Here is a 19,016-nt window from a genome sequence, read left to right as displayed (position 1 = left end):
GATCGCCTCTATCCACGGTAGTCGTGATTTGGTTGTAAGAGAACTTTCGGGTAGTCACTTCACTGATCTTCTGCAGGCAGGAAAAAGTGTAGAGCGTTTGTTCGCTACGATGGGAAGGGTGGGCCCGAGCATCTTTCGTTCTACGATGAAGAGAAGATCGACGCTCATCCAACTGACGAGAAATTCGAATCGATCACGTCGGAGTAGCTAGTTCTTCTGCCAGAGGGTAGTTGGTATTATTAATGAAAGACAATTTAAATTTGGCGGATATTTCAAAAATGTCTTCCGGTAACAGTCATAAACAATTAGTTTTCGTAACTATTTATGGCCATCACATTCTTTCTTGAATGGATCGAAATGATGAAAAAGACCTCGAATACATCCAATATCGAATCAACGAAGCGGAGGTTCCTCCGTTCTGCTGCTAGTGTCGGTCTCGGATCAGTGGCCTTTGCTCAGGGCTCACTCGCTCGAAAGAACACCCACGATTTCGTAGGGACAGTCAAGTCCTCCCAGCAGTATCAGAAGATTTCGGAAGTGCTCACTAAAGCGGGATTCCAGCCCCAGTTCGATCAGGTATCCGTCTTCCAGGTTGCTAGGAAAGAGACACCGACTGGTGTCGGTGGCACGGGGATGATCGTTCCGACACAGAATCCCGGAAGGCCGAACGCGTCGGTCGAGCTGAAGGCGTTCCAGCCCGCCAATACGAACGAGATCAAGCTGAAAGCCGTCGTGAACAAGCACGGGGTATACGCTGGTCACGTGTATACGGACAGCCAGATCGTCGAGACGAAGCCTGGGTATACGACCTCCCACGACCCCAGTTCCCAGGGCCCGATGCCGTTCGGAGATTGGCTTCCGATCGATCCGATCCCGGACGACCCGATCGATACGATCATCGATGCTGGGGAGAGTATCGTCGACGGCGCGACGGGCATGTGGGAGGAGACTGCAGAGTTCGTCAAGAACAACGACAAGGTCGAGGACGCAGTCGACCTCGGTGAAGACATATATGGTATAGGTGAGGTCCTTAGTCCGGTCGATGGTAATGAGCCACCTGCGGGGCTCAATCAGACGATGGAAAACAACGGCTTCACCCACTGCGTAACAATCGATACGGGCAAAGCTTGTGCTTACATTGCTGCTGCTGCCGTTATCGGTGCTACCGGACTAACGATTGCCACTGGTGGTGCTGGTGCGATTTCCTTTGCTATCCCAGCTGCAATTGAGGGCGCATGTGCTCTTGTTGCGATTCTTGACGCAGCGATCAGTGATATAGATGGTGTCTGTAATCCCACCGATGTCTACTTCTTCTGTCCCACTGGTGGGCCATCAGATGCTGGAGTCCCGACAGCGATTCCTGTTCCCAATTGCACGACCTGAGGTTGACTGAATAGGAGCTTTCAAATACAAACAATTTATTTAAAACACTATGAAATACGTCATATACCTCTTGTTGGCCTCCAGTATAGCGATACCAGGATTGTATATCCGGCACGTACTTGGTATCCCTCCAACAGAGTATCAGACTTTTTGGATTGCAATAATAATGCTTCCTATACTCATAGTAGCAGAGTTTCTACCAGGACACGAGTTATTCAAAGAATCAGTCCTATCCGTTGGCCTCGGATTCACCATTATTATTTGTAACGATCTTCTCTGGAAAAAGTATCGGATGGGGAAAACCCTTGCAGAATCGTATGACGAGTAAGTAGTCGAACAAATTTATATTGCGATTTGACTGCTGATTAGGTATCGCAATCTACGGGGCGTCAGTGATGTGGAGGAGCCAGAAGTAGACGGGGAACGGAACGCCGAAGATCAGGAAGGTACCACCAGTTCTGGTGCCAGATGTGCCAGAACCCGAGAAGAGTTCCGATGCCGAGGGCTGTTCGGTTGCAGACATAGGAGATCTGCTTCTGGGAGAGGAGTGCTCAGTCGCTGTCTGACGTCGTGACGAGCTCGTCACGGGCATCGTCGCGACGTTCGAGAAGAGAATCGAGTCGTGTTGGTCGTCGGAGAGGATCACTTTGGACCCGGCGGAGAAGACGACCATACAGTCGGTGATTTTCTCTAGGTCGACGATCTATGAACTACGCTACAATATTCACATGCATTGAAACGGCCGGTCTCGACTTCTGGGCGTCCGTATCTCCCTTGCCTATATAAAAGACCCCATCGCTGAGAGAACTGCTTAGCCCAGTCCACCTCGACCACGGCAATACATGCAGACGACACAGTCCCGAGGCGGCATCGAGGTACCGTACGAACGCCACGGCGACGGCCCGCCGCTGATCCTCCTGCACGGAGGCATGGCTCCCGGAGAGTACTGGACTCCAGTCGTGCCACACCTGGACGAATACACCACGATCATCCCGCAACGACCGGGATTCGGAACGTGCCTCGACGATCGAGTCGAGATCAGCGCCGACGACGTACTGGATCGCGAAGTCGAATACGTGCAAACGCTCGTCGACGCCGTCGATGGCGAACCGATCCTGTTCGGTCACTCCTACGGCGCACTTACCGCGATCGAGGCTGCGACGAACGTCCCGACAGAGGCGGTCGTCGCGTACGAACCGGCGATCCTTCCCGACGACTATCGAGCGGACGCCGACCTCGCGGACCGGATGCAGTCGCTCATCGAGGCAGGTGAACGGCGCGAGGCGGTAAAACGCTATATCGAGCAGGTCCTCCACCCAGACGGAATCGACGACCTCGAGGCGTGGTTGGAAGCGTGGCCGGTCTGGCCGGCGTGTGTAGAACTCGCCGAAGCGGTCGTTCGGATGAACCGCGCCGTCGAGCAGTATCGACTACCGGACAGTCTCGACGTTGCCGCCCCTGTACTCGTATTGACCGGCACCGACGGCCCCGACTTTCTCCGCGAGAGTGCCCGCGCCATCCACGACGTGCTCCCGCACAGTCGCCTCGTCGAGTTCGACGGCGTGAGCCACGGCGGCCCCGCCGAAGCACCGGCAGTAGTATCGGCAGCGGTCGACTCCTTCGTCCGAACTCGATAGCGATCCCGTAGCGACTGCACGCGGGAGACCACTCCCAAAGCCCCGTTCCGGAATCCGTTCAGGCGTCGGGCGCGACCGCTTCCATCGTCTGCCGAACCTGCTCCTCGTCGGCACCGCGCGGGAAGCTGACCGCGATGGCGTCGAGGCCGTCGACCGCCTCGTAGCGCTCGAGTTGTTCGCGGGCCGTCTCGGGATCGCCGACGGCACAGAGATCGTCGAGGATGGCGTCGTCGACCAGTTCGAGAGCCCGCTCGCGGTCGCCGTCCTGCCAGGCGTCGTAGATCTCCGTGGCCTCGTCGTACCCCTGTCGCTCGAGGGCGTCGCGGTAGAACGTGCCCATGCCGCCGATGTAGAAGCCGATGTGCTGGCGGGTGAGTGCGCGGGCCTCGTCGGGGTCCTCGAGCGCACAGCAGGTGACGCCGGCGGTGACCTGCACGTCCGACGGGTCGCGGTCGCCGAGGTCGGCACCGCGCTCGATGTCCCCAATGCGCTCTTCCATCCCGTCGGGGGTGAGCATGATGCCGTGCCAGCCGTCGGCGAAGCGGCCTGCCAGTTCGACGGCTTTGGGACCCATCCCGGTGACCTCGATCGGCGGCATCGTCTCCGGCGGGTCACAGCGCAGGCGAAAGCCCGAGAGGTCGAAGTCCGTGCCGTCGTAGTCGACGGTCTCCCCCGAGAGCACCTGGCGGACGATCTCGACCGTTTCGCGGGTGCGTCTGAGCGGGTTGCCGAACTCGACGCCGTGCCAGTTCTCGATCACGACGGGGCCGCTCGGGCCGAGCCCCAGCCGGAACCGGCCCTCGGAAAGCTCCTGCAGCGTCGCCGCCGTCTGCCCCAGCACGGCCGGCGTTCGCGAGTAGGTGTTGAGAATGCTCGAGCCGACGTCGATCGTCTCGGTCCGTTCGGCCATCGCCGAGAGGACGGTGACGCCGTCGCGACCCCAGGTCTCGGGGAGCCACGCGCAGTCGTAGCCGCCGTCCTCGGCGGTCTGTGCGTAGTCGACGATCGCGTCGATCGTCGGCTGTGCGGCGACCGGCAGGTGAACGTCTCTGTCAGTCATCGTCATACACAGACGAAACCCGCCCTTTTGGGTGTATGGGAACCGGCGGCGGACTGCGTATCGTTTATCCCCGGGCTCGAGCGACGGCGATACCGAAGCCGCCTTCGTTGAGGGCGTTGCACGATCGCGTCCGCCGCCCGGCCACGGTCGATCAGACCTCGTGTTCTTCGTCGATCTGCGGGACACCCTGCGCCGTGATCGTCTCGCCGACGAGGTACGAGGACGCGGGGCTGGCGAGGAACTGTGTGACGTCGGCGATCTCCTCGACGGTTCCGATCCGGCGGGCGACGTCGTCGCGCTCGATATTGTCGGCGGAGACGCCCATCTGGCTCTCGACGCCCGGCGTGGCGACGAAGCCCGGCGCGATGCAGTTGACCCGGACGTCGTCGTGGGCCCACTCGTAGGAGAGCGTCGTCGTCAGGTTGATCACCGCGGCTTTGGCCGCCCCGTAGGGACTCATCAGCGGCGAGCCGCGCTGCCCGGCCACGCTGGCGAGATTGACGACCGAGCCGCCGCCGTCTTTGAGATGCTCTGCGGCGGCGTGCGTGCAGTGATAGGTGCCGTTGATGTTGATGTCGACGATCGTCTTCCAGCCGTTCGGCGAGATGTCGTCGAAGTCGGCCATGAACGACGCGCCGGCGTTGTTGACCAGGACGTCGAGCCCGCCGAACTCCTCGACGGTCGCCTCGACGAGCGCCTCGACGGCCTCGCGGTCGGTGACGTCGCACTCGACCGCCAGCGCCCGCCCGGGGCTGTCGCTCTCGTTGATCGCCGCCGCGACCGGATCGACGTTCGCCTGTTCGCGCGAGCAGACGACGACGTCGACGCCGTCGTCGGCGAACCGCTCCGCGATCGACTTCCCGATCCCGCTCGAGGACCCCGTGATGATGGCGACGTCGCCGTCGACGCTGAACTGGTCGGTACTCATACGCGATCACTCGTCGCGGTTCCTGCAACCGAACGCTGATTCATTACCATTGTTAGATCCAGGCCTATATTCGTAGCAACTGTTAATAAAGATGGGTGTGAATACCGTACCGTTAAGTGAGTGGCAATCCCTGCCACAGACAGTCAGCCGACGGCAGCGGATCCGCCGTCACCGCACACCAACCATGACAGCAGATACGCCCGACTACGGACCGGATCGACAGGCCGAGGTCTATCTCAGCGGCATGCTCGAGGACGAGCCACCCGAGTTTCCCGTCTCCTACGAGGACCTCGTGAACCGCGCCCGCGACGAACTCAGCGAGGAGGCGTTCGCCTACGTCGCGGGCGGCGCGGGCTCGGAGTCGACGGTCGACGCGAACGACCTCGCCTTCGACGAGTGGCAGATCGTCCCCCGGATGATGCGGGACGTCTCCGAGCGCGATCTGTCGGTCGACCTCTTCGGCCACGAGTACCCATCGCCCGTCCTGCTCGCGCCCGTCGGCGTCCAGTCGATCCTCCACGAGGAGGCCGAACTGGCCGTCGCCCGCGCGGCCGGCGAATGCTCCGTCCCGATGATCTGTAGCTCCGTCTCCTCGTACTCGCTCGAGGAAGTGGCGGACGAACTCGGCGCGAACCCCGGCTGGTTCCAGCTCTACTGGAGCGCCGACCGGTCGGTCGCCGCCAGCTTCCTCGAGCGAGCCGAGGACGCGGGCTACGAGGCCGTCGTCGTCACGCTCGACACCCCCAAGATGGGGTGGCGGGAACGCGACATCGAACTCGGCTATCTGCCCTTCCTCGAGGCGCAGGGCCTGACGAACTACTTCGATGATCCCGCCTTCCGCGATCGGCTCGACGGGGCCGACCCGTGGGAGAACCTGGAGACCGCGATCGCCTCCTGGCAGGAGTGTTTCGGCGACGCGTCGCTGACCTGGGACGACCTCGAGTGGCTCGAGGCCCGGACCGATCTCCCGATCGTCGTCAAAGGCGTGCTCCACCCCGACGACGCCCGCGAGGCGGTCGAGCGCGGCGTCGACGGACTGGTCGTCTCGAATCACGGCGGCCGGCAGGTCGACGGCGCGATTCCGGCGCTGGACGCGCTGCCGGACGTCGTCGACGCGGTCGACGAGACGACCGCCGCCGACCGGGAGGTCCCCGTCCTCTTCGACAGCGGCATCCGCCGCGGGAGCGACGTCGTCCGGGCGGTCGCGCTCGGTGCCGACGCGGTCCTGCTGGGTCGCCCCTACGCGTTCGGCCTCGGTATCGGCGGCGAGGACGGCGTTCGGGCCGTCCTCGAGAACCTGCTCGCCGATCTCGACCTGACGGTCGGGCTGTCCGGGTGTGCGAGCCTCGACGAGATCGACCGGTCGACGGTCCGGAGGGCCGACAGGTGAACGGGAGCGACGCGGCCCCCGGCAGTACCGACGAGTGGGAGGCCGTCTTCTGGGACATCGGCGGCGTCATCCTCGCGCTCGACTCGGTCCAGAGCGCGCACGGCGAGTTCGTCGCGGACCTCTGCGAGCGCCACGGGGTCGACGCGACGGTCGAGGAGGCGATCGACACCTGGCGAACGACGGTCGGAGACTACTTCCGCGAGCGCGACGGCACCGAGTTTCGGTCCGCGCGTGACGGCTATCACCGCGGGGTCGAGGCCATCGTCGGCGAAGAGATCCCGCGAGACGAGTGGCAACCCCGGTTCGACGAGGTCGTCCGATCGTCGATCGAACCGGTCCCGGGAGTCGTCGAAACGATCGACCGCCTCGCCGATCGCGACCTCCACGTCGGCGTCATCAGCGACGTCGACGACGCCGAGGGGCGGACGATGCTCGAGCGGTTCGGCGTCCGCGAACAGTTCGACTCGATCACCACCTCCGAGGAAGTCGGTCGGACGAAGCCCGATCCGGCCATGTTCGAGACGGCCCTCGAGAAGGCGGGCGTCGACCCCGGGCGGTCGCTGATGATCGGTGACCGCTACGATCACGACGTGAAGGGGGCGGACGACGCGGGTCTGCACGGAGTCGCATTCGGTGCCGACGACGGCCCCGCAGTGGCCTATCGAATCGACGCTCCCGGGGAGATCCTCGACATCGTCGACGAGGAGTGATCTCGAGGCGCGTCTCCCCGACGGACGCCCCGCTTCGGCCGCTCGCGGGACCGACTCCGCCCGTCCGCGCCGACGCAGATGGGCTCGTTTCCGACGCGAGCGTGCAGTTCGGTAACTTGCAACTCACAAACATTGTAAAAGATAGTTCGTGGCGTAACTATTTTCGTTAAGGGGAGAGATATGCGCACACGACAATGCCTATCGAGAAGCGAAACGGGAGAGACGAGTTCGTATCGGCCCGCGCGACCGGGAGTAGCACCTATCGATTCCCATGAGCGAGAACTACTACGAGCGTCTCGTCGACGAGGACGCCCTGGTCGCGTACCTGACGGAACACCTCGGCGACGTCGACGACTACGACATCGCTCGCCACCAGGAGGGCCACTCCAACGAGACGCTGTTCGTCACCTGGGGGGACCGCGAGCTCGTCATCCGGCGACCGCCGCCGGGCGAGACCGCCGACACGGCCCACGACGTCATCCGCGAGTACCGCGTGACGAACGCGGTGGCGGACACCGACGTCCCGGTCCCGACCCCGGTTCTCGCCTGCGAGGACCACGACGTCATCGGTAGCGACTTCTACGTGATGGAGCAACTCGAGGGCGACGTGCTCCGGGAGCGCGAGCCGGAGCGGTTCGCCGAACCCGAACACCGGCGGCGGATCGGCGAGGAGCTCGTCGACAATCTGGCGAAGATCCACGATCTCGAGTACGAGGCGATCGGGCTCGGCGAGTTCGGCCGCCCCGCGGGCTACACGCAGCGGCAGGTCGACCGCTGGGGGAAACAGCTCTCGTGGGCGTTCGAGGTCACCGAGGACGAACGCGAGATACCGGACCTCCACGAGGTCGGCGACTGGCTCCGGGACAACGTCCCCGAGGAACATCCCCACACGCTCGTCCACGGAGACTACAAGCTGGACAACGTCATGTTCGGCCCCGGAACGCCGCCGGAGCTCGTCGGCGTCTTCGACTGGGAGATGGCCACGCTCGGCGACCCGCGGGCCGACCTGGGCTGGATGCTGTCGTACTGGCGGGACGCGAAAGACCCCGATCCGGAGATCCCCGAACTGGTCACCAGATTCATGGAACGGGAGGGGTACCCGACCCGCCGCGAACTGGTCGATCGCTGGGAGGACCGGACCGGCTACGCGTTCGAACACGAGCGGTTCTACCGCGCGCTCGCCGTCTACAAACTCGCCGGCCTCGGCGAGATGTTCTTCCGGCGCTACCTCGAGGGGAACAGCGACGACCCGATGTATCCGAAGATGGAAGACCGCGTCCCGGCGCTGGCCGCGCGGGCGAAGCGGATCATCGAGGGCGACGAGCCGCTGTAATCGGCCCACGCTGATCACAGGGGTGCGTAGCGCCTAATTTCGCTGTTGCACGGGCGTTGACGGCGTCCGAGGCGACACGCTGGAAATCCGGAACCGCTCGGTTCAGCGACTCGGGCGATCGGCGGGTCGTCTCGACCGAAACGGCGGACGGCAACGGCGAGCGTCGAAAACGCGAAGTCACATTACAGAGGTTCCTCGGGGGCAGGCAAAGACGTACGGTTGTTATCGACTCGGATCAACTCTTAACAATGGAAAGCCGGTGTCGGTGGAATTAAGACATTTCCCGCCGATGCCACGACCATGTCACTCGAAAGCATTGACCGCGTTGCCGTTCTCGGCGCGGGGAACATGGGACACGGAATTACGGAAGTAACGGCCATGGCCGGCTACGACGTCACGATGCGCGACATCAAAGACGAGTTCGTCGACGACGGCTACGAGTCGATCGAGTGGAGCCTCCAGAAACTCGAGGAGAAGGAGATGATCGACGAGTCGGCCGACGAGGTCCTCTCGCGGATCGAGACGACGACCGATCTCGAGGAGGCCGTCGTCGACGCCGACCTCGTGATCGAGGCCGCGCCCGAGGACCTCGAGTTGAAACACGAGATCTTCGGCGACCTCGAGGAGTACACCAGCGGCGACACGTTGCTGGCGACCAACACCTCGAGTCTGCCGATCACCGACATCGCGGAAGCGGTCGACACGCCCGAGCGCGTGCTCGGCCTCCACTTCTTCAATCCGCCAGTGAAGATGGACCTCGTCGAGGTCATCTACGGCGAGGATACCAGCGACGAGGCGGCCGAGGCCGGCTACGAGTGGGTCGAGTCGATCGGCAAGACGCCGATCTACGTCCGCAAGGACGTCCGCGGCTTCGTCGTCAACACGATCGTGGGTCCCTTCGGCGGCGAACCAGCGTTCATGGTTTCGAACGACGAGGCGACGATCCGCGAGGCTGACGCCACCATGGCCCACGAGCGGGGCTACCCGATGGGGCCGTTCGAACTCGGTGATCTCACCGGCATCGACGTCGGCTACCACGTCCGCAAGGAGGGTGACAGCCCCATCCCGCCGATCACGGAAGAGAAGGTCGAAGCCGGCGATCTCGGCCAGAAGACCGGCAAAGGCTTCTACGACTACGAAGACGGCGACGGCGCGGACTACGAACCCGAGGACGCGGGCGACTTCGACTGGCTCCGCGTCGAGGCCCGCATGATCAACCGCGCCGCCTTCCTCGTCGGCGAAGACGTCGCCAAACCCGAGGAAGTCGACACTGGCGTCCAGCTCGGTCTGGGCTTCCCCGAGGGCATCTGCCGACGCGCCGACAAGATCGGCCTTGACACCGTCCTCGAGAAGCTCGAGACCCTGTACGAGGAAACCGGTGCCGACCGGTTCGAACCGCACCCGTACCTCGAACAGCTCGTCGAGGAGGGGAAGACCGGCGAGGACGCCGGCGCTGGCTTCTACGACTACGACGACGACAGCCTCGGTCCCTATCACGACCTGAACTACGACCTCGAGGACGGCGTCCTGCAGGTCGAACTCGACCGGCCGTCCCGGATGAACGCGCTCTCGGAGGACCTGCTCGCGGAGATCGACGACCTGTTCTCCTCGATCGACACCGACGAGGTTCGGGTCGCGACGATCGAGGGGTCGGGCGACCGCGCGTTCAGCGCGGGTGCGGACATCTCCGGATTCGCCGACGCGGACCCGGCCGACCTGATGGACGTCACGCCGGGCTTCGAGACGGTCAACGACTTCCCGCGACCGGTCCTCGCGAAGATCGACGGCTTCTGTCTCGGCGGCGGCCTGGAACTCGCGCTGGCCTGTGACCTGCGGGTCGCGACCGAGCGCTCCGCCTTCGGCGCGCCCGAGATCAACCTCGGCCTGATCCCCGGCGGCGGCGGCACGCAGCGACTCACTCGCATCCTCGGCGAGACCCGCGCGAAGGAACTGGTCTTCCGCGGCAACCACATCGACGCCGACCGCGCCGAGGAGTGGGGCCTGATCAACCGCTCGGTCGATCGCGACGAGTTCGACGAGACGGTCGACGAGTTCGTCGACGACCTGCGTTCGGGGCCGCCGATCGGCCTCAAGGTCGCCAAGAAGGTCATGAACGAGGGCGAGGATGCGAGCATGGAAGCCGCACTCGCCATGGAGAGCCAGGGCTTCGGCCTCCTGTCGAGCACCGACGACGTGCTGGAAGGCACCGCCGCGTTCGCCGAGGACCGCGAGCCCGAGTTCGAGGGCGAGTGAGATGACCGAGGGGCCGGTGGACGCGTCGGGATGGCCGGAGTGGGAGTCGTTCGTCCAGCGCCACGGCTACCTGTCGTGGCTCGACATCGAGGTCGAATGCCTCGAGGACGGGCGCGCGGTCCTCGTCATCGAACAGGACGAGGACTTCGAGAACCCGGTCGGCAACGACGGACACGATCCGGTCCACGGCGGTATCGTCGCGACGCTGATCGATACCTCGAGCGCGTTCGCCCTGCGGACGACGTTCGAGAACCCCGCCGATGCGTTCCTGACGACGACCGACCTCAACGTCTCCTATCTGCGACCGGCGACCGGCGATCTGCGAGCCGAAGCCGAGGTGCTCCGAGCGGGCGGCTCGACTGGCGTCACCGAGGTCTCCGTCGAGGGTGCCGACGGCGAGGCCGCCGTGGGTCGCACCACCTACCGACTGTTCCGCGACGGCATCGGGGGTGAGTGACCGTGTCGCTGGCGTTCGACGACCTCGAGGTCGGCCACGAAGTGGTCACCCACTCGCGGACGGTCACCGAGGCGGACGTGCGAAACTTCGCGGGGGTCAGCGGCGACTTCAACCCGCTCCACCTGAGCGAGGAACACACGGCCGAGACTGATTTCGGCGAGCCGATCGCCCACGGTGCCCTGCTCTTCGCGATCGCGTCGGGGCTGCTCTGGCAGTACCGCCACGAGCGGCCGGACGTGGTCGCGTTCTACGGCGTCGACTCGCTTCGGTTCACGACGCCGGTCACGATGGGAACGTCGGTTCACGCGGAGTCGAAGCTGGTCGCGAAAGAGCCGAAAGACCACCCCGTCGGGAACGGGGTCGTCCGCTACGAGACGCGGCTCGTGACCGACGAGGACGAGACCGCGCTCTCCTGTGAGATGCTGACGCTCGTCACGTAGAACGTGCCGCAGCGAGCGGTTACCGCTCGTTGCGTTCGTCGTCGAGGTCGCCGAAGATCTGCGGATCGGTCTGGAACTTGAGGACGTTGTGGACCGCCGAGTTCCGGATGTTCATGAGGACCTTCCCGTGGTCCCGGTAGCAGTCGTGGATCCACTTGGAGATCTCCTGGCGGTCGCGAAACATCATCACCGTTTTCCACTGGTACTCCCCGTCGGAGAGGAAGAAGAACAGGGTGTGTTTGTCCGCCTTGATGTACTCCATCGCGTCGCGCCAGCGGTCGGCGAAGTGCTCGGGATTGAACTTGAACTCGAACAGCGCGAAGATGTAGTACTCCTCGTTGGGGATAATCGCCTCGCGGAAGACGCCCTCGTCGCGCATCCGGCGGATCGACTCGCTGACGGTCACGTGGGAGACGTCGATCCCGTACTCTCGCTCGAGGACCTGTGTGAGTTCCCGCGAGGACAGCTGCGGGTCGTTCGAGAGCTCGCTGAGGATCGCGATGTCGCGGTCCTTGAACTCCCAGTTCGGTGGGTCACCGCTCATACTATCGTGAATGTCGTCACGGCCATGATTTTATGTTTCCGTTCCGGCGAGGAACTCCCGGAGCCGGTCGGCGTAGGCGTCCGATCGATCCTCCGGAACCCAGTGGTAGGCCTCCGACAGCGGCGCGAGCTCGGCGCTCGAGAGCTCGTCGGCCAGTCGCTCGGCGTACTCGTACGGCTGCATGACGTCGTCTTCGCCCCACAGCAGCAGCGTCTCGGCGGAGATCGCCCCGTAGTCGATCTCGGTCGTGTGGTTCGTGTTCGTCGCGACGGCGTCGCGGACCAGCGAGACGTGTCCCTCGTCGGTCAGCCACGGCGCTTTCATTCCCGCGACGAACGCGGGGTCGGCCTCGCCGTAGGCACCCTCGACGAACGCCGCGTCGAGTCGCTCCTCGAGGTCGTCGCGCTCGAGGGCGGCGGTTTTCGGCAGCCCGAGGTTCGAGACGAACTCGACCGGCCAGGAGTCGTAACAGACCGCGTTCGACAGGACGAGGCGCTCGACCATCTCGGGGTTGTGCGCGGCGAAGCGCAGCGCGACGCCGCCGCCGATGTCGTGGGCCACGAGCGCGACGCGGTCGACGTCGAGATCGTCGAGCAGCGCCTCGAGCATCGCTTCCTGCGCGCGAATCGAGCGGTCGAAGCCGTCGTGCATCGCGGAGTTGCCGTAGCCGACCATGTCTGGCGCGATGGTGCGCCGGTCCTCGGCGATCGTCGGCACGACGCCCCGCCAGAGGAACGACCAGGTCGGGATACCGTGGACGAAGACGACCGGCGGCTCGTCGCTGTCGCCGGGACCGTCCTCGTGATAGGCGACCTCGAGGTCGTGGCCGTCGACCGCTACCGTCGTCGCCGACTGGCGCTCGCTCCAGGTCTCGTGATCGACCATTCAGACCCCCCCGATCGTCGCGACTGTCGGTGTCCGACCGATCGAGTCGACGGCGGAGTGGTGCTGTCGATCGCGTCCGTTCCGTGGGGGATGTTCACGTATATTCATCGGTGACACACCACCATTTCAGTTTCCAACACAAAGTCAGTTTGGGAGAGGGCTACCGATGTTAACTATCGATGCTGATAGAATAGCAACGGTGCCGGGCGGCCGTCTCTCATCGGACCGAAACCCGCCTGGGGCGCTGCTATTCGTCCTCCGATCCCGCCGTCAGCCCCGCCAGCGATTCCTCGCCGATCTCGTCGAGGACGCGCTCGTGGAACGACTGCAGCGCGGCGCTCTCGTCTTCGGCCAGCACGACGTCGCTGGCCGACAGCGTGGCGAGCCCGAACGCCCGCGGCGTCGGCGAGTCGAGGAGCCGCCGGGAGACGGCGAGGTCGCCGGCGTCGATCGCGTCGACGATGCCCTCGATCTCGGCCACGTTCAACTTGTCCTCGAGGATCTCGCGGTAGGTCTCCTCGATCACGGCGAACTCGTCGAGTTCCTCGGCGAAGCCCAGCAGCATTTCGCTCGAGACCTGCTGTTCGCTCGCGGACTTCTCGTAGCCCTTGTACCGCTTGAGGATCATCAGCGACCGGGTCGCGTTGATCCGGAAGTAGCGCTGGAGCAGGTCGGTACCCGAGAGGGCCGCCCGGAGGTCCCCGCGGACCTGATCGGCCTCGAGGTCGGCGACGATCCCCTCGATGTCGACTTTCCGGTTCAGCGGCATCGAGAGGACGAAGCCGTTGTCCGCGACGGCGACGCGGACGTTCGCCGTCGCCTCCTGCGCGCAGCGGTAGGCGAGCAGCCGCGAGAGGCCGTCGTTGACCTTGCGGCCGTACGCCGAGTGGACGTAGTAGTGTCGCTCGTACTCCTCGCGGTCCCGGACGACCTCGATCGCGAGCCGATCGGTCGTGCTCACGCTCGCCGCGCCGGCGTACCGACACTGGTGGTCGAACAGGCGAGCGATGGCCCGGACGCTGTCGTCGTCCAGCGGGAACTCGCGGAGCCACGCGCGGACCCGCGGCGGCCCGCCGGCCGCGTAGCGCTCGAGGAGTTGGCCCTGGAACGCGAGGATCTCGCACCCGAGATCGTACGAGAGCGGGAGCCGCTCCGAGTACCACGACGGGACCGTCGGGCGCGCGCTCGTGCGGTCGACGTAGACCTTCGAGCCGCGCCGGTAGCGGTACTCGAAGTGGTCGCCGCCGAGGACGAAGACGTCCCCCTTCTCGAGCGTGTCGAGGTAGGACTCGTCGAGCTGACCGACCCAGTCGTCGCTCGCGCGGGTCTTGACGTCGCAGGTGAACGAGTCGGGGATCGTCCCGATGTTGGTCATGTAGATGACCCGCGCGAGCCGCCCGCGCTTGCCGATCAGGGGTTCGCCGACCGGGAACGCCTCGTGGTGGTGCTGCCCGTCGGGCGGGTCGTTCTCGTCGCGCCAGACCTTCGCGTAGACGTTCTTCTCCTCCAGGCCGGCGTACTCGGCCGTGAGATACCGCATGAGCGACTCGTACTCGTCCTCGCCGTAGTTTCGGTAGGGGTAGGCCCGCCGGAGGATCGCCTTCAGTTCGGCCTCGGGGCGGATCTCGGCGATCGCCATCCCGTAGACGTGCTGGGCGGCGACGTCCTGTGCGTTCTCGGGAATCGAGACCGAGTCGACGAACCCATCCTGCGCTTTCTTGAGCATGACCGCACACTCGAGGAGTTCGTCCCGATCCAGCGCGATCACGCGGCCGGTCACGGTCTGCCCGACGCGGTGGCCCGCGCGGCCGATCCGCTGGAGCAGGGCCGCGACGGACTTTGGCGAGCCGACCTGGACGACGAGGTCGACGTGGGGCATGTCGATCCCGAGTTCGAGACTGGTCGAGGACGTGACGACGTCGAGATCGCCGTCTTTCAGGCGACCCTCGATGTCCTGCCGGACGTCCTTCGAGAGACTCCCGTGGTGGCAGCCCGAGTTGTCCTCGTCGTAGGCGTCGAACCGTTCCCGGAGGTTGTGGAGGACTCGCTCCGCGCCCGAGCGCGTGTTGGTGAACACCAGCGTGTTCGTGTGGCGCTGGACGTGCTCGTGGAGCATCCGATAGAACCGGTCCTGAACGACCCCGCGGGGCGTGTTGATCAGGTCGTCGGTCGGACACTCGAGCCGAACGTCGAACTCGCGAGCGAAGCGGGCGTCGACGATCTCGTAGTCGCGGGGCTCGCCGCCGGACGCCGCGCCGTCTCGCGGCTCGCGCTCGTCACCGTCCGCGTCGCTCGGGACCCGCGGCGTCTCGCAGCCGACCAGAAACTCCGCGACGCGAGAGAGGGGCTCGATCGTCGCCGAACAGCCGATTCGGGTGATATCGCCCTCGGCCATCGCCTCGAGTCGCTCGAGGCTGACCGCGAGGTGGGTGCCCCGCTTGCCCGCCGCCAGCGAGTGGATCTCGTCGACGATGACGTACTCGACGGTACGGAGCTTCTCGCGGAACTTGGGCGAGTTGAGGAGTATCGCGAGGGTCTCGGGCGTCGTGTTCAGGATGTGGGGCGTCTCCTCGAGCATCTTCTGCCGGTCGCTCGAGGCCGTGTCGCCGTGGCGGATGGCGTGGCGGATCTCGCCCATCTCCTCGTCCGGCCGCTCGTCGACGATCGACTCGATCCCCTCGAGGGGCACCTCGAGGTTGCGGTGAATGTCGTTGGCGAGGGACTTCAGCGGCGAGACGTAGAGACAGTAGACCGAGTTCTCGAGGCCGCCCGCGGAGTTCGGTTCCGGTTCCGACGCCGATCCCGATTCGGCCGCCTCGTCGACGGCCGCCGATCCGCGATCGCGCCGGTAGAGTTCGTCGATGATCGCACAGAAGCTGGCCTGAGTCTTGCCGCTCCCCGTCGGCGCGCAGATCAGCGTGTTCGTTCCGTCGTGGATCTTCGGGATCGCACCCCGCTGTGGCGGCGTGAAAAAGCCCCCGTTCTCGGGAACGAACTCGCCGAACTCCTCGAGCCACCACTCCTGGACCGCCGGCTCGAGGAGGGCGAACGCGTCGCCGTCCGCGATCGTGACCGCGTCCGGATCGAAGGGGAGGTCGTCGTCGGCGACCGGCAACTCGAGGCGCTCGTTCCCGTCCATTACCGTCGTCTCGGCCGCCGGCGCGTAAGAGGGTTTGGACAGCGGGGTGAAAGTGAACGCGACGGTCCGTCCCGCGCTACGCGCCGGCGGGCGGGAGTTCGCGGAGCGGACCGGCGACCGGCCGATTCCGCCTCGCTCCGCTCGCGGTCGGCCGACCGCTGGGCTGGCGATACCGCACCGGGACCGCGGTTTTCGCGGCCGCCCGGGACGATCTCCGCGGCGCGCGGACCGTCGGCTCCGGATGCGGCGATCCGCGACCGGGACGCCGGCCGACGGCTCGGGCCGACTCGAGCACTGCGGCTCACTCGACCGCGGCCGACCCCTCCGAGTCCGACGACGGTGGCGTCACCTCGACCGCCCCCGACTCGTCGATGCGAACTCGCGCACCACAGTACGTGAACTCGACCGTCACGCCCGAGTCGCGGGTCGACCGAACCAGCGCCTCGAGCGCGTCCGTATCCACGACCTCGTGCAACGGCGGCTCGAGATCGAGCGGATCGACGCCCTCGTGTGCCGCCACCCCCCGTACAACTTCGATACTAATCGGAACCGAGTTCGACATAGATTAGCCGCCCACGACCCGCTAAATAACTCCCTCGATACTTTACTGCCGTGTGAAAGACGTGCGTCAGACAATTCGGATTAACGAAACGGTAAACGATCCGGCCGCTCGTCCGAAATCGACTGGGGGCGACCGGTCGACGGCGTTCGAAAATCCACAATAGGTTTATACACGTTTTGGGTACTAGTGAACAGCCCACGGTTGGCCGGTCTACCGGGTTCGGTACGCCCCAGTGGGCTGTCAGAGGCGGTTCACCCACCGATCGGACCACGACACGGCGCGGAAGCGGCTACGGATCGCGGCTCCCGCTCGCACGGGGTTTTTCCGATCGCTCTCGGTTCGCTCGTCGGCAGCACTGGCACCGCTTCGAACGGCGGGGTCGCGGTCGGACGATGCGCTGTCACGTTCCGTACGGCGACGAGACGATGGTGGACCGCCGAGCCACCGACGGAGACGGAACGCTCACGGTTACTCCCGGACCGATTCGGTCGTCGCTCTCGACACGCGTTCCATCGGCCGCCGCACTCCGCAGCCGTTCGCGGCGGAAAAGACGGGCATCTAACAGGTGCTGCGTTAATTTTTGGAATAAATATCAGGATAGATGAGTGTGTTTTATTACAGCATAGCGCGGGCTAGGATACTATGAAGGAACGGGGAGTGAGTCCGGTACTTGGGCTCATATTACTGATCGGGGTGGTCGCCGCCGCGTCGGTCAGCCTACTCGTGGTGGGGGACGAGATGATGGACAGCGGTCAACAGGAGATCGAGGAACAGCGGGTCCAGCAGTCGTTCGTCGAGCTGAGTAAGACGATTTCGTCGGCGCGAACGAGCACCGACGCGCCGAAATCGACGACCCTCGACGCCGGCGAGCGCGGCGCGATCGCGCGGGAGGCGACGGGGAGCTACAACATCACCGTCGAAAACGCGAGCGAGATCGAATCGGTCGGGAACGGTACGATCGGTACGATCGAATACACGAGCGAGGACGGAACGACGGTCGCGTACGAGGCGGGTGCGGTGTTCCGCGAAACGGGGACGAAGACACAGGTCGTCTCGCAGCCGCCGTTTAACTACGATCACGAGACGAACACGCTCACGCTGCCGGTGGCCACGATGACCGATGGGAAGGACCTCTCCTCGGGCGACCTGCTCGTCACCCACGAGACCGCGACCGAAAACGCCGTCACGCACGTGCAGAACTACCGGGTCTACGTCGAGATCGAGAGCGAGTACTGCAGAGGGTGGGAGACGTACTTCGAGGAGCAGGCCGGCTACTCGTCCATCGAAGAGGGCTGTTTCGAGGGAACGGACGGATCGGTCACCGTTCGGCTCGGGTACGACGAACTGGATAACGCGTTCTCCGACGGCGTGAGCCTGCCGAACGGCGAGGACAGCATTACGGGGAAGGATCAGCACAACCCCTTCGACGACGTCGCGGCCAACGAGTTCCAGTCGCTCGACGGGACGATCCAGGCCATCCTGGACGATACGGACAGCGCGGAGTTCGACAAGGTCGAGGACGTGCAGGCCGACCCGACCGAGGAGTTGGACGACGGGAAGTACTACACGGACGGGATCGAGAACGAGCAGCTCTCGTTCGATCTCTCGGACGGGGACGCGATGCTCGTCGTGAACGGCAGCATCGACACGCACGACAACGACGACGGGATCACCGTCTCCGACTGCGGCGACGACAACACGCTCCGCGTGTACGTCACCGGTGACATCAACATGGACAACGGCGGGACGATCGGGCCGGACTGCGGCGGCAACGGCGACGAGACGACGATCCAGGTCTACGGCTCGTCGGACACGGACGTGCTCTTCGCACCCGGCAATCCCTCGTTCACCGGCCTGTTGTACGCCGCGGGCGGGGAAGTCGACTTCCAGGGCAGTCCGGATTTCACCGGGTCGATCATCGCGGAGTCGGTCAACATCGACAGCAACCTGAACAACGTCGACAGTGTCGAAGTCGACAGCGACGAGGTCGAAGTGATCCCGTCGGGATACGAACCTGCCCCGCAGATCACCTACCTCAACGTCGTCAACCACGAGATCGATATCCAGAACAAGTGAGCGGTCGAGTCTCGATCGCTTTGCTCCGTTCTCTCCGCACTTCACACGTGCCTTCCTCCGCTCGAGTCACTCCGATTGCAGCCACCGGTCCGAACCCGAACCGAGACAGCGCTGCGGGCGCGTCGAGCGGTGGCGACTGCTCGAGTTACGGAGAGCGTCGACGGGATCGTGGGGCGGGTCGGCCGTCGACGGGATCGCGGGACGGGCTGACTCGAGCCA

The 19,016-nt window shown here is 64.6% G+C and carries 17 protein-coding genes; 10 read left to right on the top strand and 7 right to left on the bottom strand.

Annotated elements, in window-relative coordinates:
- The first annotated feature begins 324 nt into the window (after positions 1 to 324).
- Positions 325 to 1,383 carry a hypothetical protein gene (locus tag BMX07_RS21550; protein WP_090622280.1) on the top strand — a complete coding sequence of 353 codons (1,059 nt, stop codon included), beginning with the start codon at positions 325 to 327 and terminating at the stop codon, positions 1,381 to 1,383.
- 49 nt (positions 1,384 to 1,432) lie between these two features.
- Positions 1,433 to 1,711 (top strand): hypothetical protein, encoded by a 279-nt coding sequence (locus BMX07_RS24010; protein WP_139210988.1) that lies wholly within the window; start codon positions 1,433 to 1,435, stop codon positions 1,709 to 1,711.
- A gap of 51 nt (positions 1,712 to 1,762) precedes the next feature.
- On the opposite strand, the gene BMX07_RS21545 is transcribed toward BMX07_RS24010, so the two are convergent.
- Positions 1,763 to 2,056, bottom strand: coding sequence for a hypothetical protein (locus BMX07_RS21545; RefSeq protein ID WP_090622276.1), 294 nt, complete (start codon positions 2,054 to 2,056; stop codon positions 1,763 to 1,765).
- A 169-nt stretch (positions 2,057 to 2,225) separates the two neighbouring features.
- On the opposite strand from BMX07_RS21545, the gene BMX07_RS21540 reads away from it, so the two are divergent.
- Positions 2,226 to 3,020, top strand: a complete 795-nt coding sequence (locus BMX07_RS21540) for an alpha/beta fold hydrolase (RefSeq protein WP_090622272.1) — start codon at positions 2,226 to 2,228, stop codon at positions 3,018 to 3,020.
- A gap of 58 nt (positions 3,021 to 3,078) precedes the next feature.
- Here the strand turns inward: BMX07_RS21540 and BMX07_RS21535 are convergent, their stop codons facing one another.
- Positions 3,079 to 4,080 carry a TIGR04024 family LLM class F420-dependent oxidoreductase gene (locus BMX07_RS21535; protein ID WP_090622869.1) on the bottom strand — a complete coding sequence of 334 codons (1,002 nt, stop codon included), beginning with the start codon at positions 4,078 to 4,080 and terminating at the stop codon, positions 3,079 to 3,081.
- Between the two features lie 151 nt (positions 4,081 to 4,231).
- Positions 4,232 to 5,008, bottom strand: a complete 777-nt coding sequence (locus BMX07_RS21530; protein ID WP_090622268.1) for an SDR family NAD(P)-dependent oxidoreductase — start codon at positions 5,006 to 5,008, stop codon at positions 4,232 to 4,234.
- A gap of 184 nt (positions 5,009 to 5,192) precedes the next feature.
- On the opposite strand from BMX07_RS21530, the gene BMX07_RS21525 reads away from it, so the two are divergent.
- The 6 genes from BMX07_RS21525 (at position 5,193) to BMX07_RS21500 (ending at position 11,591) form a co-directional block, all read left to right on the top strand.
- Positions 5,193 to 6,398 carry an alpha-hydroxy-acid oxidizing protein gene (locus BMX07_RS21525; protein WP_090622264.1) on the top strand — a complete coding sequence of 402 codons (1,206 nt, stop codon included), beginning with the start codon at positions 5,193 to 5,195 and terminating at the stop codon, positions 6,396 to 6,398.
- Entirely contained in the window at positions 6,395 to 7,108 is a 714-nt protein-coding gene (locus BMX07_RS21520) for an HAD family hydrolase (RefSeq protein ID WP_090622260.1), read from the top strand. Before BMX07_RS21525 ends, BMX07_RS21520 begins: the two co-directional genes overlap by 4 nt.
- A 271-nt stretch (positions 7,109 to 7,379) precedes the next feature.
- Complete coding sequence (locus BMX07_RS21515; protein WP_090622255.1) at positions 7,380 to 8,441, top strand: phosphotransferase family protein; 1,062 nt, start codon at positions 7,380 to 7,382, stop codon at positions 8,439 to 8,441.
- A 300-nt stretch (positions 8,442 to 8,741) separates the two neighbouring features.
- Complete coding sequence (locus BMX07_RS21510; protein WP_090622251.1) at positions 8,742 to 10,694, top strand: 3-hydroxyacyl-CoA dehydrogenase/enoyl-CoA hydratase family protein; 1,953 nt, start codon at positions 8,742 to 8,744, stop codon at positions 10,692 to 10,694.
- A 1-nt stretch (position 10,695) separates the two neighbouring features.
- Complete coding sequence (locus tag BMX07_RS21505) at positions 10,696 to 11,151, top strand: PaaI family thioesterase (protein ID WP_090622247.1); 456 nt, start codon at positions 10,696 to 10,698, stop codon at positions 11,149 to 11,151.
- The gene (locus tag BMX07_RS21500; RefSeq protein ID WP_175480240.1) at positions 11,148 to 11,591 is read left to right on the top strand and encodes a MaoC/PaaZ C-terminal domain-containing protein; all 444 of its coding nucleotides are present in this window, start codon (positions 11,148 to 11,150) and stop codon (positions 11,589 to 11,591) included. The genes BMX07_RS21505 and BMX07_RS21500 overlap by 4 nt, the downstream gene beginning before the upstream one ends.
- Before the next feature lie 19 nt (positions 11,592 to 11,610).
- On the opposite strand, the gene BMX07_RS21495 is transcribed toward BMX07_RS21500, so the two are convergent.
- The 4 genes from BMX07_RS21495 to BMX07_RS21475 all read right to left on the bottom strand — a co-directional run bounded on the left by BMX07_RS21495 (position 11,611) and on the right by BMX07_RS21475 (position 16,721).
- Positions 11,611 to 12,135: an Lrp/AsnC family transcriptional regulator gene (locus BMX07_RS21495; protein WP_090622244.1), complete on the bottom strand. Its 525-nt coding sequence runs from the start codon at positions 12,133 to 12,135 to the stop codon at positions 11,611 to 11,613.
- A 30-nt stretch (positions 12,136 to 12,165) separates the two neighbouring features.
- A complete protein-coding gene (locus BMX07_RS21490; protein WP_090622242.1) occupies positions 12,166 to 13,020 on the bottom strand; it encodes an alpha/beta fold hydrolase in 855 nt (284 codons plus the stop codon).
- A gap of 247 nt (positions 13,021 to 13,267) precedes the next feature.
- Positions 13,268 to 16,159 carry an ATP-dependent helicase gene (locus BMX07_RS21485; protein WP_090622238.1) on the bottom strand — a complete coding sequence of 964 codons (2,892 nt, stop codon included), beginning with the start codon at positions 16,157 to 16,159 and terminating at the stop codon, positions 13,268 to 13,270.
- 301 nt (positions 16,160 to 16,460) lie between these two features.
- Entirely contained in the window at positions 16,461 to 16,721 is a 261-nt protein-coding gene (locus tag BMX07_RS21475; protein WP_090622232.1) for a HalOD1 output domain-containing protein, read from the bottom strand.
- Between the two features lie 642 nt (positions 16,722 to 17,363).
- Here BMX07_RS21475 and BMX07_RS21470 point away from each other — a divergent pair.
- Positions 17,364 to 18,797: a DUF7289 family protein gene (locus BMX07_RS21470; protein WP_139210987.1), complete on the top strand. Its 1,434-nt coding sequence runs from the start codon at positions 17,364 to 17,366 to the stop codon at positions 18,795 to 18,797.
- Positions 18,798 to 19,016: the final 219 nt, after the last annotated feature.

The organism is Natrinema salaciae (genome assembly GCF_900110865.1).
Classification (GTDB): domain Archaea; phylum Halobacteriota; class Halobacteria; order Halobacteriales; family Natrialbaceae; genus Natrinema; species Natrinema salaciae.
Note: the sequence above shows the minus strand (reverse complement) of the source record. Positions and strands in the feature narration are given on the sequence as shown.